Below are 14,574 nucleotides of genomic sequence, written 5' to 3'. Positions count from 1 at the left end.
TTCTCCGGGGGTTCCCCTACGGGAGGGAGCTTCACCTCGTCCACGGTCACCAGCCGGCCCTCGCGGTGTGGTGGGCGAGCAGCCACTGGCAGTCCCGCGCACGCTGGTGCAAGAGGAACTGCGGAGCTTGCTGCGCGAGCACCATCACGAGTTGGTGGGCGTCACCTGCCTCGCACGTGGCTCGGACACGCTGTTCGCCGAGGCCGTGGTCGAGGCCGGCGGTCGGCTGGTCGTCATCCTGCCCTCGCGGGACTACCGGGAGGCCAAGGTCAAGCCCTGGTGGCGGTCTGGGACGGCGTGCCCCCTTCCGGGAAGGGAGGGGGCACGGCCGACACCGTCGAGGAGGCACGCATCGCCGGCGTGCCGGTAGACGTCGTCTGGCCGAGCGGCGCACGGCGTGGGGCGAGGGAGTAGGGGGGATTCCCGGGCCGGCCGCGCCGCCCCACGGGTCCTACCGGCCGTCGGGCCAGGGCACCTCCGGTGAGCGGTAGTAGTGGATGCCCTGGGCGTCCCAGCGTGGGCCCTGGGCGGCCAGGCGTTCGCGGAAGGCGGCCCAGTCATGGGTGTCCGCGGGGGACCAGCCGAGTTCGGCGAGGGCCGGCAGCCGCGGGAAGGTCATGTATTCGAGGTGCGCGGAGGTGGAGAGGGTCTCGGACCACAGGGGCGCCTCGACGCCGAGGATCGCCTCCCCGGGCGCGCCCTCCAGGTAGTCGCCGGGGTCCCAGTCGTAGGAGCGCCGGACGCCCACGTACCCCGCCCAGTTGGTGCCCAGCGGGCTGTCCTTGTCGTACTTCATGTCGAGGTAGGCGTGGTCGGCGGGGGACAGGATGATCCCCGTCCCGCGCTTCGCGGCGTCGACGACCTTCGCGCGCTCCGGCGCGCCCGTCTTGTCGTACCCCCAGTACTGGGCGACGGCGCCGTCCGCGGGGCGCGCACCGGTCAGCTGGTGCCAGCCGATCACGGTCTTGCCGTACTTGGCGACCACCGGCTGGACGCGGTCCATGAAGGCGACGTAGTCCTGGTGGCTGGTGGAGTGGGCCTCGTCGCCGCCGATGTGGAGGTAGCGGCCGGGGGTGAGCGCCGCGATCTCCCGGATGACGTCGTCGATGAAGTCGTAGGTCACCTTCTTCGGCACGCACAGTGAGCTGAAGCCGACACTGGTGCCGGTGTAGAGGGGCGGGGCCTTGCCGTCGCAGTTGAGCTCGGCGTACGAGGCGAGGGCGGCGTTGGTGTGGCCCGGCATGTCGATCTCGGGGATGACGGTGAGGTAGCGGTCGGCGGCGTAGCGGACGATCTCGCGGTAGTCGTCCTTGGTGTAGTAGCCGCCGGGGCCGCCGCCGACCTGGGTGGAGCCGCCGTAGGTCGCCAGCCGGGGCCAGGAGGCGAGGGCGATCCGCCAGCCCTGGTCGTCGGAGAGGTGCAGGTGCAGCGTGTTGATCTTGTACTGGGCGAGCTGGTCGATGGAGCGCTTGACCTGGGCGACGGTGAAGAAGTGCCGGGAGACGTCGAGCATCGCGCCGCGGTGCGCGTAGCGCGGCCGGTCGGCGATGGTGCCGCCGGCGATCCGCCACGGCCCGGGCCGCCCGGGCCGCCCGGTGCGCCGCTCGACGGCCGCGGGCAGCAGCTGGCGGAGGGTCTGGACGCCGCGGAAGAGGCCGGCGGGCCGGGCCGCGGTGATCGTCACCGCCCGCCCGCCGGAGGTGAGGCGGTAGCCCTCGGCGCCCAGCCCCCGGGCGTGGCGGCCGCCGAGCCGCAGCACGATGCCGTCGTTGCCGCCGCGCGTCGTCACCGGCAGGTCGTACCCCGTCGCCGGGCGGAGCAGGTCCGCCAGGTATCCGGCGATCCGCCGGCTCTCCCATGATCCCGCGGGCACGCGGATGCGGGTGTCGTCGCCGAGGGTGTACGGGCGGCCGCCCGGCTGTACGGACGCCGGGGCGGGCACGACCCGGTCGAGGGGCACGGTGGTGGCGGCGGCCCGGGCCGGGTGGGGGGATATGGCGGCCGCGGCGGTGGTTCCCATCCCCGCCGCGGCCACCATCAGCAGCGAGAACAGCATGCGTCGTCGTCTCATCGGCGGTCCCTTCGGCGAACGTCGGATCACGCATGGCGTGGAGCGATGAAGCGATGGAGCGATGAAGCGATGGAGCGACGGAACGGTGACCATGCGTACCGTGAGCCTCATATCCGGTCAAGGTTGCGGCCAGTTTCCAGCGGCCAAACCGGGTACCTGCCCGATTTCGGGCAGATTTCTTGCGAATCTTGGTCTCGCACCGCAGTATCTACGGGTGCTCGAACGCCGTAACCACAGCGCAGACGCGCCACACGAAGACCTGGTGGACCACCTGGTGCGCAGCACACCGCTGCAGCGCGGTGAGGCCGCCCGGGTGGTGCTGGATGTGCTGGCGTACTTCGACGAGACGACGGAGGAGTTCGTCCGCCGGCGCCACCGCGAGCTGCAGTCCCAGGGCTTGCGGAACGAGGCGATCTTCGAACGGATCCGCCGCGAGATGCCGCACCGGGCGGTGGCACCGCCCGATCTCTCGGCTCGCCAGCTGCGCCGTCTGGTCTACGGCTGACCGACATCACGTCAGTCACGTCCATCGCGTCATACACACAGCATTTACACAGCAACGTTCTCGGAGGGTCACTGTATGTGCGGAATCGTCGGATATATCGGCAAGCGTGATGTCGCTCCGCTGCTCCTGGAGGGCCTGCAGCGCCTGGAGTACCGCGGCTACGACTCCGCCGGTATCGCCATCCACGCGAGCGGCACCGGCAAGACCGCGGGCCTGCGGACCGCCAAGGCCAAGGGCCGGGTCCGCGAGCTGGAGGCCCGGCTGCCGAAGCGGTTCGCCGGCACCACCGGTATCGCGCACACCCGCTGGGCCACCCACGGCGCGCCCACCGACGGCAACGCCCACCCGCACGTCGACGCCGAGGGCAAGGTCGCCGTCGTCCACAACGGCATCATCGACAACGCCGCCGAGCTGCGCGCCAAGCTCACCGCCGACGGCGTCGAGTTCGTCTCCGAGACCGACACCGAGGTCCTCGCCCACCTGATCGGCCGCGCCCAGGCGGAGACGCTGGAGGAGCGGGTCCGCGAGGCGCTGCGGCACATCGAGGGCACCTACGGCATCGCCGTCCTGCACGCCGACTTCGCGGACCGGATCGTGGTCGCCCGGAACGGCTCCCCCGTCGTCCTCGGCATCGGCGAGCATGAGATGTTCGTCTCCTCCGACGTCGCCGCGCTGGTCTCGCACACCCGCCAGGTCGTCACCCTCGACGACGGCGAGATGGCCACCCTCAAGGCCGACGACTACCGCACCTACACCACCGACGGTTCACGGACCACGTCCGCCCCGGAGACCGTCGAGTACGCGGCCGAGTCGTACGACATGGGCGCCCACGACACCTACATGCACAAGGAGATCTCCGAGCAGGCGGACGCGGTGGACCGCGCGCTGCGCGGTCGGATCGACGACCGCTTCTCCACCGTGCACCTCGGCGGCCTGAACCTGGACGCCCGCGAGGCCCGGACCATCCGCCGGGTGAAGATCCTCGGCTGCGGCACCTCGTACCACGCGGGCCAGATCGGCGCGCAGATGATCGAGGAGCTGGCCCGGATCCCCTCCGACGCCGAGCCGGCGTCCGAGTTCCGCTACCGCGACCCGGTCGTGGACCCCGACACCCTGTACGTGGCGGTCTCCCAGTCCGGTGAGACCTACGACGTACTGGCGGCCGTCCAGGAGCTCAAGCGCAAGGGCGCCCGCGTCCTGGGCCTGGTGAACGTGGTCGGCTCGGCGATCGCCCGGGAGACCGACGGCGGCATCTACGTGCACGCCGGCCCCGAGGTCTGCGTCGTCTCCACCAAGTGCTTCACCAACATGGTGGTGTCGTTCGCGCTGCTCGCCCTCCACCTGGGCCGGATCCGCGACCTGTCCGTCGCGGACGGCAAGCGGATCATCGAGGGCCTGCGCAAGCTGCCCGGCCAGATCGACGAGATCCTCAAGGGCGAGGAGCAGGTCAAGGACCTGGCGGCGAAGTACGCGGACGCCAAGTCGATGATGTTCATCGGCCGGGTGCGCGGCTACCCGGTGGCGCGCGAGGCCTCGCTGAAGCTCAAGGAGGTCTCGTACATCCACGCCGAGGCGTACCCCGCCTCCGAGCTCAAGCACGGCCCGCTGGCGCTCATCGAGCCCGCGATGCCGACCGTGGCGATCGTCCCGGACGACGACCTGCTGGAGAAGAACCGCGCCGCGCTGGAGGAGATCAAGGCCCGCAGCGGCCGCATCCTGGCCGTCGCGCACCAGGAGCAGGAGAAGGCCGACCACACCATCGTCGTCCCGAAGAACGAGCCCGAGCTGGACCCGATCCTGATGGGCATCCCGCTCCAACTGCTCGCCTACCACACGGCGTTGGCGCTGGGCCGGGACATCGACAAGCCGCGCAACCTCGCCAAGTCGGTCACCGTGGAGTAGTCGGGTACGGGGGCGGTGGCGTCGCGCGCGTGCCACCTACGCACGCGACGCCGCCGCCTCCCCTATGCCGGCGTCGCCCATACGCCGGCAGGATGCCGCCGCCCCGGAAACCGTCACATCCCGGCCGACGGCACGTAGTTGCCGTGCGCGCGACCGCCGGGCCCGTGGAGCGGCGCGCCCACATAACTGCTTTCTACCCCTCAGAGGGACACAATCCACCTCTTCGGTCAGGAGAGGTGGGGAGGAAGAGTTGCGCCGCGCACCGTGATGACGCCGTCTCAACTGTGCGCGGAACCGGGCGGGGAGGAATCGCCTCAGGGGATGACGATCACCGGGCGCTGAGCCCGGCGAGCCAGCCGGCCGGCGACCGAGCCGAAGATCCGGCCGACGATGCCGTGCGTGGAGCCGACCACGATCGCGTCGGCCTCGTACTCCCGGCCGACCTCCTCCAGTTCGTGGCAGATGTCCCCGCCGCGCTCGACGAGGATCCAGGGCACCTCGCTGAGATGATCGGCACAGGCCAGCTCCAGCCCGAGCACCTCGGTGCGGTGGTCGGGGACGTCCACGAAGACCGGGGGCTCACAGCCGGCCCAGACCGTCGTGGGCAGCCGGTTGGCCACATGGACAATGATCAATCCGGAGTCGTGGCGCCGCGCGATACCGATTGCATACGCCAACGCCCGCTCGCTCGACATGGACCCGTCGAAGCCGACCACCACGCCGTGCCGGAACGCGGGGTCGCATGAGCATCGCGTCTCTTCCGCCGCTTCGAGGTCCGCCGTCGGATCGGCGACCTGCTTGCGGTCCGCTGGTTCGGGGGATTCGTGACCGGCCATGGGTGTCTCGGCGAGGACGTCCTGTTGCGGTGGGGCGAACGGGGAACGGCGATTGACTTGATCCGGCAGTTGACTGAGCTGGCTCGCTCGAAATGCGGAAGCCATAGTTCAAAGGGGAACGATACGACTGGGAATCATCTTCCCAAGCCGTTACCCCAAGAGTACGGCGCCACTCCTCCGCTGCCCAGAGCCCGCCCGCGCGCCCGGCGCCCGTGCGAGAGGGTGAGGAGACTCGAACGTTCCCCGGAGCATGCCGGAGCGTGGCCCGGATGGCAATGGCCCGGCGTGCCCCTGTACGTACCCCTCGTGGTGACCCACGATCGCCGTCGGCGTTGTAGTAGCAGCCCGTCCGGAGGGGAGACCGAGGTGCCGCAGCGACCCGACAGATCACCCGACCCAGTGAGCGATGTGGTGCGCTGGGCCGCCTTCAGCTGTGCGCTGGTGCCGGTCGTCCTGATCGTCAGCGGCACATCCTGGGCCGGTGCGGCCGGGACCGCCGTCGGGCTGGCGGCGGTGACCTGTGCCTGCCGCGTCCTGTTACGGCGATCCGAACAGACCGGCGCGCGGTACCGCGCCCGTGGGAGGCGTCGACGACGGGACAGAAGGGGGCATTCGGGACTAAGAGCGCGTGGGGGCGGACGCCGGTCCGAAGGGCGTACGCCGGTCGACTGAGGCGCCCGCAAGTCTGCGCGCGAATGTTTCCAGCCAACTTCAGGACCGATCCCCCACCTTGCCCCGCACCCCCCTCAACCCTGGTGTGAGCAGGGCGGAAAGGACCGCTGGGCATGGTTGTGTCCTCTTGCGAACGGGCAGAGCCGAGACGCGCACTTCCCATGCAGGGCCGACGAGTGGAACGCTTCGTGATCGAATGCTTCACGCCAAGTTGCCATATCGACATACCAGCGGGTGGTGAACTTGGCACGCCATCCTCACGGGACACAGTAGATTCGATCTTGGTAGTGACGGCGGGGGAACTGTGCAGGACCGAGAGGGCGAGACGACCGAGGGGGGCTTAAGTGCCATGAGCCAGGACTCCGCTGCCGTACCAGATGCCGCACGCAAGCTCGCCGCCCGACGACGCCGCGAAATAGTCGCGGTGCTCCTCTTCAGCGGCGGCCCTATTTTCGAGAGCTCCATTCCGCTCTCGGTCTTCGGTATCGACCGGCAGGATGCCGGCGTTCCGCGATACCGACTGCTTGTGTGCGCGGGCGAAGATTCGCCTTTGCGCACGACCGGGGGGCTGGAGCTGTCCGCCCCCTACGGGCTGGAGGCGATCTCCCGAGCCGGGACGGTCGTCGTGCCGGCCTGGCGTTCCATCACCCAGGCCCCGCCGCCCGCGGCGCTGGACGCGCTGCGCCGCGCGCACGAAGAAGGGGCCAGAATCGTCGGGCTGTGCACGGGGGCGTTCGTCCTCGCCGCGGCCGGACTGCTCGACGGCCGCCCGGCCACGACCCACTGGATGTACGCGCCGACGCTCGCCAAGCGTTATCCGTCCGTCCATGTGGACCCGCGTGAGCTCTTCGTCGACGACGGCGATGTGCTCACGTCCGCGGGGACGGCGGCCGGTATCGACCTGTGTCTGCACATCGTGCGGACCGACCACGGCGCGGAGGCCGCGAACGCGCTGGCCCGCCGCCTCGTCGTACCGCCCCGGCGGACCGCCTCCGACCTGGGGCACCAGCGCTACCTCGACAGGTCTTTACCAGAGGAGATCGGCGCCGACCCGCTCGCCGAGGTCGTCGCCTGGGCGCTGGAGCACCTCCACGAGCAGTTCGACGTGGAGACCCTCGCCGCGCGCGCGTACATGAGCCGGCGCACCTTCGACCGGCGGTTCCGTTCCCTGACCGGGAGCGCCCCGCTGCAGTGGCTGATCACTCAGCGGGTGCTCCAGGCCCAGCGGCTGCTGGAGACCTCCGACTACTCGGTGGACGAGGTCGCCGGCCGCTGCGGGTTCCGCTCGCCGGTCGCACTGCGCGGTCACTTCCGGCGGCAGCTGGGCGCCTCGCCCGCCGCCTACCGGGCCCGCCGCCCGCAGAACGGGGCACCCGAGCCCGCACTGCGGCCCGAGCGCGCCGAACGGCCGGAGCGCGAGCGGGCCGCACTGGGGGCGAGCGGTGTGGAGCGGTTCTCCGCCACCGCGCTGGCCGGCCATGCGCTGGCCACCGCAGAAGCGGGTGACCTGGGCAAACCGCAGCCGGACGGCTACGCGTCCCGGCTGGCGGAGACCCCGGTCGGCCGTGCTGCGGGACGACCCGTGCTGCCCGGACAGCGCGAGCGCCCCGTAGGGTGAGTTGTATGAACGATCGCATGGTGTGGATCGACTGCGAGATGACCGGGCTCTCGCTGGCGAATGACGCGCTCATCGAGGTGGCCGCGCTGGTCACCGACTCGGAACTGAATGTGCTGGGCGACGGGGTGGATGTGGTGATCCGCCCCCCGGCCGAGGCGCTGAGCACCATGCCGGAGGTGGTGCGCGAGATGCACACCGCCTCCGGGCTGCTGGCGGAGCTGGACGGCGGTACGACCCTGGAGGCGGCCGAGGCGCAGGTGCTCGCCTACCTCAAGGAGCATGTGCCGGAGCCGGGGAAGGCCCCGCTGTGCGGTAATTCCGTCGGCACCGACCGTGGCTTCCTGCTGCGCGACATGCCGACGCTGGAGAGCCACCTGCACTACCGGATCGTCGATGTGTCGTCCGTGAAGGAGCTGGCCCGCCGCTGGTTCCCGCGGGCCTACTTCAACAGTCCGGAGAAGAACGGCAACCACCGGGCGCTGGCGGACATCCGGGAATCCATCGCGGAGCTCCGCTACTACCGGGAGGCGGTCTTCGTGCCGCAGCCCGGTCCGGACTCGGAGACCGCGAAGGCGATCGCCGCCAAGTACGTCCTGCCGGCCGAGCCTTCCCCCGGCGGCGGCGCCGGCGCTTCCGCCGAGGAGTGCGCCCCGCCGGCGCCGCAGTCCGCGCCCTCGCCGTAACGCACCTGGGGCTGTCTTCCGGGCCACGGTCGGCCTGACGTGACCCGGAAGACACGCTCACACAGCTCCGGGCGGAAAACCTGGGCGTGAGCACCCCTCCGGACCCTGTACACTTTTTCTCAGCCGGTGGGGAAAAGGAACCACACAGCACCGGCCATGGTGGGTATAGCTCAGCTGGTAGAGCACCTGGTTGTGGTCCAGGATGTCGCGGGTTCGAGTCCCGTTACTCACCCCAGCAGTGAGGCCCCCGATCTCGGATCGGGGGCCTCACTCATTTCCCGGCCCGTATCCCGGGCGTATGTCAGGCCGTTCGGCCGCCGGCTCAGTAGCCGATGGTGAAGCGCTCGCCGATGTGCCGGGGCTGCTCGATCTCGTCGAGGAGGGCGACGGCGTAGTCCTCCGTGGAGATCCTGCTGTTTCCGTCCGCGTCGGTGACCAGGTCGTCGGTGGCGGTGCGGTAGCTGCCGGTGCGCTCGCCGGGCGCGATGGTGCCGGCCGGGCTCAGGTTGGTCCAGCGCACATCGGAGACGGTCCGGTAGAAGTCCAGCGCGTCGCCGTGGGCGTGCATGATCTGGAGCAGGAATTCGGGCAGGCCCTCGGTGTCCCAGACCTGCTTGCCGTCGGGCGTACGGAGCGAGCCCGCGCCGCCGACCGCGATCAGCCGCGGGGCGGCGTCGCCCAGCGTCCGCAGACCGGCGACCAGGGATTCGGCGGCGGGCTCGATGGTGGCGATGTGGCCCGGGCCGTCGCCGCCGCCGACCGCGCTGACCACCACGTCCTTGCCCTTGGCGACGGCGGCGACGGAGCCGGGGTCGAGGACGTCTCCGGTGGCCACGGTCAGGTTCGGGTGGGTCGTGGTGATCTTGGCGGGGTCGCGGACGACCGCGGTGACCTGGTGGCCGCGCCGGAGGGCCTCGCTGAGGATGCGGCTTCCGATGCTGCCGTTGGCGCCGAAGAGAGCGATCGTGGACATGGTGGATCTCCCAGGTGGTCGTGTGCCGTGTGTCCGACGGTCGGCGTACCCGGGTCCGCGGACTTCCGTTTTCCGTCAGCAGGTGCGCTGACGTCTCCTACGCTAGGGGTGGGAGCGGGGAGTTTCGGGGTAGGGAAGGGACCTTCGATGGTCAAAAAACGACAGATGGGTGAGGGGGCCGCCCCGGAGATCCGGGAGGTGGCGTTCTCCGCGCCGGCCGGGCGGCCCGCGGGCGTGGAGGTGATGACGCTCGCCGAGCTGCGCGAGCGCGCGGACGCCTGCCGGCTGTCCACCCCGCACCGCCCCGGCTTCCACCATCTGCTGACACTGGACAGCGGCTGGCTGGTGCACTGCGTCGACTTCCGCGAGCACCTGCTCCAGCCGGGCGATCTGCTCTGGTCGCGCCCCGGGCAGGTCCAGCACTTCGGGGATCTGACGGGTGCGGAGGGCCGGCTGGTGCTCTTCGAGTCCGGCTTCCTGGATCCGTCGACCGCGGCGGCGGCCCGGATCGAGGACTGGTACGGGCCGCCCGTACGGCACCCCGAGGGTACGGCGGCGCGCCAGGTGGACCAGGCGATGCGCCAGCTGCACCAGGAGTTCGCGGCGCTGGGCGGGCTGCCGCTGGAGGTCCACCTGGAGGTGCTGCGGCATCTGCTGGCGGTTCTGGTGCTGCGCGCCGCGTACCCGGCCGGGCCGGCCGGTGACGGGCCGGGCGGCTGCGAGGCGGGCGAGACGTATCTGCGCTTCCGGGACGCGGTGGAGCGGGACTTCACCCGTAGCCGCCGGGTCGCCGACTACGCCCGGGCGCTGGGGTACGCACCGCGCACCCTCTCGCGGGCCACGGAGGCCACCACGGGGGTCGGGGCGAAGGAGTTCATCGACCGCCGGGTGGTGCTGGAGGCCAAGCGGCTGCTGGCGCACTGCGATCTGTCCGCGGCCCGGATCGCGGACCGGCTGGGCTTCGCCGACGCCACCAACTTCAGCAAGTTCTTCCAGCGGCAGACCGGCAGTGCCCCGATCGCCTTCCGCGCCGCGGTACGGGGCGGGGCGCAGCGGGCAGGGGGTGGACCCGCCGCGCCCCGCCTGCGGGACGGTGGTCCGGTAGGGGCGCGGTAACCGGACCGCCGGTGGGGGATGGTCAGGGGCAGGGGGCCAGAGGGAGGACGGGCCGGGGAGGAAGGGCCCGGGCGGGAGGGCGGAGGGGGAAGGGCTGGTCAGCCGATGCGGGCGGCGAACGCCTTGGTGAAGGCCAGCGGCTCCTGGTCGAGGGAACTGCAGGTCGGCTGAGCGGAGTTGCCGGCGCCGCCCGGGCAGGGCCGGTCGCGGGTCGAGGACCACATCGACAGCCAGGCGAGGTGCTTGTCCTCGGCGAACTTCACCAGCTCGGTGGCGTCGTCCACCGTGAAGACCTCGTTCTGGACGTCGTTGACACCGATCATCGGGGTCACCGCCACCGCCTTCCAGGCGTCCGCGTCGCTCAGCCCGAGCGCCTTCGCGATCTGGCCGTGGGTGGCGGTGGCGGCCTGGGTGGCGTAGGTGCCCATGTCGCCGGTGTAGGAGGCTCCGTAGTCCATCGCCATGATGTTCACGGACGAGATCTTGACGCCGTTCTTCTTGGCGTCCGCGAGCAGGTTCACACCGTCCGGGGTCAGCCCTTCGGGCATGACCGGCAGGGTGAAGGAGACGTCCAGGCCGGGGTGCTTCTTCTGGAGCTGGGCGATGGCCTGGGCGCGGCGGGTGTTGGCGGCGGTGTCGGGCAGTGCGCCGCCCTCGATGTCGAAGTCGGCCTTGGTGAGCGCGAACCGGTCGATGACCTTGCCGTACGCGGCGGCGAGGTCGTCCGCGGAGGTGCAGGCGAGGCCGAGTTCGGAGCCGTTGGCACCGCCGAAGGAGACCCGGACGTCGCCGCCGGCCTTGCGCAGGCCGGGTATCTGCTGCGCCACCGGGTTGTCGTCCAGCTCGCCCGCCCCGCCCCACTTGGGGACGCAGCCGCCGCCGGAGGTGATGAACGCGAGGGTGAAGTCCTTCACCCCGGTCTTGCCGGCGGTGTCCAGGAGGTCGTAGGCGGGGGACAAGGACGTGTCCACGTACGGGGCGAAGCCGCCCGCGGCCCGCGCGGCGGTTCCCGCGGCACGGTCGGCGCCGCCGCCGACGGCCTGCGGCGCCTCGGCGGCCCCGGTCGGCCGGTCGGGCCCCGCGAGAGCGGATCCGGCGAGGGCGAAGGCGCCGCCGGCCGCGACCGCCACGGCCGCGCCGGTCACGATCAGCTGGGTGGTACGGCTGGTGCGCCGGCGGTGTGCCGAGGAGTTCATCTCGTGCCTGCCTGTCGTCGTACGTCGTCATGCGCGGGAGCTGCGGTGCACCCGGGTGGTGTGCGTACCGGGGTGGTGCGCACGGCGTGGGGGTGTGCACCCGGGTGCGTCTCGCACGCTAGCGGCAGCGAAACGGACAAATGCCTGGAACCGTACGGCTGTTGGCGGAATTATGGCGGCCTTAAGGAAGCGGAAGGGGGCGGTTAAGACCTCCGGCCTATGCCCCGTGCGTAGTCGTCCGCGCGTCCGTGTGCGCGTCCGCCTGTTCGACGGCTCGTGCGCCCGCCCGGGCGTCTGCCCGGGGATCCGCGGGCGAGTCCGCCCGTGCGCCCGCGCCGGATGATTCCGTCCGGGAGTGCGCGTCGGATTCCGCCCGGGATTCCGCCCGGGAGCCGGTGCGGGCGGCCGCCCGGCGCCGCCGGGTGCCGAGCGTACGGCGCAGCCGGTGGCCGCGGCGCCGGACCGGCCGCACGGGGCCGTCCAGGGCCAGCCAGACCCGGACCTCGGTGCCGCCGAGGACGGAGCGGCCCAGGCGCACATCACCGCCGGTGGACTCGGCCAGCCGGCGCACGATGTCCAGACCGAGGCCGGTCGAACCGTCCCCGCCGCCGCCGTGACCGCGGCGCAGCGCCGCGTCCGGGTCGGCGATGCCCGGGCCGGCGTCCGAGACCAGCACGATCACCGCGTCCTCCGCGTTGTGCACGTCGACCGCGAAGGCGGTGCCTTCGGGCGTGTGCCGGAAGACGTTGCCCAGCATCGCGTCCAGGGCGGCAGCCAGTTCGGGGCGGGCGACCGGGACGCGTACCGGGCGGTCCGCGCCGGCGATGCGTACGGTGCGGCCCTCGTCCTCGGCGAGCGCCGACCAGAAGGCCATCCGCTCCCGGATCACCTCGGCGGCGTCACAGCCGGCCGCGGCCGCCGCCTGCCGGGTCTGGGCCTTCTGCTCCCTGGCGGTGCGGATGATCTGGTCGACCTCGCGCTCCAGTTGGGCGACGGCGGACCGGGTCTGGTCGGCGGCCTGGGTGTCGCCGAGCGAGGCGGCGTTGAGGCGGAGGACGGTCAGCGGGGTGCGCAGCCGGTGGGAGAGGTCGGCGGCCAGTTCGCGCTCGTTCGCCAGCAGTTGGACGACCTGGTCGGCCATGGAGTTGAAGGCGCTGGCGGCCAGCCGCAGTTCCCTGGGGCCGTCCTCCGGGACGCGGACGCCGAGCCTCCCCCTGCCGAGGTCGCGGGCGGCGCGGGCGAGCCGTTCGGCGGGCCGCACCATGCGGGTGCCGAGCCGGTCGGCGACCGCGACCGAGCCGATGACCAGCCCGAGGCCGACGGCGGCCAGCACCACCCAGGAGGTGGTGACGCCGTTGGTGAGCTCCGCGTCGGGCACGAAGACCTCGACGACCGCGATACCGGAGGCGACGGCGGTGGGCTGGAGCAGCGACGAGCCGCCGGGGACCGGGGCGATGGAGGCCCGGCCGAGGTCGAGGGCGGCCGTCACATCGGCCGGTGCGGCGTGCCGGCTGCCGATCTCGGCGGGGGCGGGGTGCTTGCCGCCGGCCGGGACATGGACGCCGATCCGGCCGCCGGGGCCGGTCTCGGCGCTGGCCACGGCGCGTTCCAGCTGGGCGCGGTCGGTGGTGATGGCGAGGACCGGGCCGATGGTGGCGGCCTGCCGCTCGGCGTTGGAGAACGCGCGGTCGCGGGCCATCTCCTTGACGACGAGCCCGAGCGGGACGGCGAACGCGACCACGACCATCGTGGTGACCGCCAGCGCCACCTTGACCAGGGCCCACCTCATGCCGTCCCGTCCTTCTCCCCCCGGCTCCGTCCGCGGGATGCCGCCGGGAAGCGCCCCCGGCTCCGTACGTGGGACGCCGCGGGGGAACGCCCCCGGCTCACTGCGGCGGCTCCAGCTTCACCCCGACCCCGCGCAGGGTGTGCAAGTAGCGGGGCCGCGCCGCGGTTTCGCCCAGTTTGCGGCGGAGCCAGGACAGATGGACGTCGATGGTCTGGTCGTCCCCGTAAGCCTGCTGCCAGACCTCGGCGAGCAGCTCCTTGCGGGGGACGACGACACCGGGGCGCCCGGCGAGGAAGGCCAGCAGGTCGAACTCCCGGCGGGTGAGGTCGAGCGCGACACCGTCGAGCGCGGCCTGGCGGCGCAGCGGGTCGACGGAGAGGCCGCCGACCCGGATCACCCGTGAGGGCGGTTCCGCGCCGGGCGCGCCGGCCCGGGAGCGGCGCAGGACGGCCGCCATCCGGGCCGAGAGGTGTTCGACCGAGAACGGCTTGGTGAGGTAGTCGTCGGCACCGTCGTTCAACAGCCGTACGATCTCGGCCTCGTCGTCCCGGGCGGTGGCGATGATCACGGGGACGTCGGTGATCCCGCGCAGCATCTTCAGCGCCTCGCCGCCGTCCAGATCGGGCAGACCGAGGTCGAGGATGACGACGTCGAAGCCGACGTGCGCCACCTCCCGCAGCGCCTCCAGGGCGGTCCCGACGCTGCGTACGGTGTGGGCGGCCTCGGTCAGATGCCTGATGAGGGCCGAGCGTACGAACTGGTCGTCCTCGACCACGAGTACACGTGCCATGGCCCGCACCGTACGCCATTCGGGGAGGGGCCTTTACCCGAGGTTGACGCCGGCGCACACGAGCCCGGCCCCGGGCCCGGCCCCGGACCGGGCCGCGTCCGCACCCGCGACGGCTGCGACGGGACGGGCCGTTGGTGCAGTATGTGCCGAATGCAGCGAGGACTGGTTCACGCGGCGGCCTGGACGCTGGCGACCGGGGCCGCGGTCGCCCTGTCGTGGTTCGGCGTGCGCACGGTGCTGTCCGGTACCGCGTACGACGCGCCGCGCGCGCTGCCGCTCTCCGAGCAGGTGGCGTCCGCCGGGGAGCGGACGGACGGCGGCGCGTCCCCCCGGGTCTCGTCGACGCAGCGCCCCAGACCGTCGCAGTCGGCGAGCCCCTCCCCGCCGTCCGCCGGCGACCGGCCCGCGAAACGGGCCACGCCC

The 14,574-nt window shown here is 72.0% G+C and carries 13 protein-coding genes, 1 tRNA gene and 1 pseudogene; 8 read left to right on the top strand and 7 right to left on the bottom strand.

Features of this window, described 5'->3' with window-relative positions; translation table 11 throughout:
* Window positions 1-103: 103 nt before the first annotated feature.
* Window positions 104-414, top strand: a pseudogene (locus tag AZE13_RS38145) (hypothetical protein).
* 37 nt (window positions 415-451) lie between these two features.
* Here the strand turns inward: AZE13_RS38145 and AZE13_RS16445 are convergent.
* A complete protein-coding gene (locus AZE13_RS16445) occupies window positions 452-2,071 on the bottom strand; it encodes a beta-N-acetylhexosaminidase (RefSeq protein WP_107288364.1) in 1,620 nt (539 codons plus the stop codon).
* 214 nt (window positions 2,072-2,285) lie between these two features.
* On the opposite strand from AZE13_RS16445, the gene AZE13_RS16440 reads away from it, so the two are divergent.
* Complete coding sequence (locus AZE13_RS16440; RefSeq protein WP_066931720.1) at window positions 2,286-2,576, top strand: hypothetical protein; 291 nt, start codon at window positions 2,286-2,288, stop codon at window positions 2,574-2,576.
* A gap of 75 nt (window positions 2,577-2,651) precedes the next feature.
* Entirely contained in the window at window positions 2,652-4,478 is a 1,827-nt protein-coding gene (gene glmS, locus AZE13_RS16435; protein WP_066931719.1) for a glutamine--fructose-6-phosphate transaminase (isomerizing), read from the top strand.
* 314 nt (window positions 4,479-4,792) lie between these two features.
* Here glmS and AZE13_RS16430 read toward each other — a convergent pair whose 3' ends face one another.
* Window positions 4,793-5,314: a universal stress protein gene (locus AZE13_RS16430; protein WP_066931717.1), complete on the bottom strand. Its 522-nt coding sequence runs from the start codon at window positions 5,312-5,314 to the stop codon at window positions 4,793-4,795.
* A gap of 366 nt (window positions 5,315-5,680) precedes the next feature.
* Here AZE13_RS16430 and AZE13_RS38140 point away from each other — a divergent pair, with 366 nt between their 5' ends.
* From AZE13_RS38140 to AZE13_RS16415, 4 genes are all read left to right on the top strand, one after another.
* Window positions 5,681-5,986, top strand: a complete 306-nt coding sequence (locus AZE13_RS38140) for a hypothetical protein (RefSeq protein WP_079124070.1) — start codon at window positions 5,681-5,683, stop codon at window positions 5,984-5,986.
* A gap of 349 nt (window positions 5,987-6,335) precedes the next feature.
* A complete protein-coding gene (locus AZE13_RS16425; RefSeq protein ID WP_066931715.1) occupies window positions 6,336-7,604 on the top strand; it encodes a helix-turn-helix domain-containing protein in 1,269 nt (422 codons plus the stop codon).
* 5 nt (window positions 7,605-7,609) lie between these two features.
* Entirely contained in the window at window positions 7,610-8,287 is a 678-nt protein-coding gene (gene orn / locus AZE13_RS16420) for an oligoribonuclease (RefSeq protein ID WP_258527834.1), read from the top strand.
* 159 nt (window positions 8,288-8,446) lie between these two features.
* Window positions 8,447-8,522 (top strand) — tRNA-His (locus AZE13_RS16415).
* Window positions 8,523-8,609: 87 nt separating this feature from the next.
* Here the strand turns inward: AZE13_RS16415 and AZE13_RS16410 are convergent.
* Entirely contained in the window at window positions 8,610-9,260 is a 651-nt protein-coding gene (locus tag AZE13_RS16410) for an NAD(P)-dependent oxidoreductase (protein ID WP_066931713.1), read from the bottom strand.
* 147 nt (window positions 9,261-9,407) lie between these two features.
* Here AZE13_RS16410 and AZE13_RS16405 point away from each other — a divergent pair, with 147 nt between their 5' ends.
* The gene (locus AZE13_RS16405; protein WP_066931711.1) at window positions 9,408-10,376 is read left to right on the top strand and encodes a helix-turn-helix domain-containing protein; all 969 of its coding nucleotides are present in this window, start codon (window positions 9,408-9,410) and stop codon (window positions 10,374-10,376) included.
* A gap of 98 nt (window positions 10,377-10,474) precedes the next feature.
* Here the strand turns inward: AZE13_RS16405 and AZE13_RS16400 are convergent, their stop codons facing one another.
* The 4 genes from AZE13_RS16400 to AZE13_RS39045 all read right to left on the bottom strand — a co-directional run.
* Window positions 10,475-11,572 (bottom strand): chitinase, encoded by a 1,098-nt coding sequence (locus AZE13_RS16400; RefSeq protein WP_066931708.1) that lies wholly within the window; start codon window positions 11,570-11,572, stop codon window positions 10,475-10,477.
* 217 nt (window positions 11,573-11,789) lie between these two features.
* Window positions 11,790-13,361, bottom strand: coding sequence for a sensor histidine kinase (locus AZE13_RS16395; protein WP_079124068.1), 1,572 nt, complete (start codon window positions 13,359-13,361; stop codon window positions 11,790-11,792).
* Between the two features lie 97 nt (window positions 13,362-13,458).
* On the bottom strand, window positions 13,459-14,151 hold the full coding sequence (locus AZE13_RS16390; protein ID WP_066931707.1) for a response regulator transcription factor: 693 nt from the start codon (window positions 14,149-14,151) through the stop codon (window positions 13,459-13,461).
* A 167-nt stretch (window positions 14,152-14,318) separates the two neighbouring features.
* The coding region (locus tag AZE13_RS39045; RefSeq protein WP_181690358.1) for a hypothetical protein at window positions 14,319-14,574 on the bottom strand (256 nt) is incomplete at its 5' end.

Origin of the sequence: Streptomyces sp. NBRC 110611, assembly GCF_001590865.1 — a bacterium.
In the GTDB taxonomy this organism is placed as follows: Bacteria; Actinomycetota; Actinomycetes; order Streptomycetales; family Streptomycetaceae; genus Streptomyces.
The sequence above is the reverse complement of the archived record's forward strand: the minus strand, read 5'-3'. Positions and strand labels throughout refer to the sequence as shown.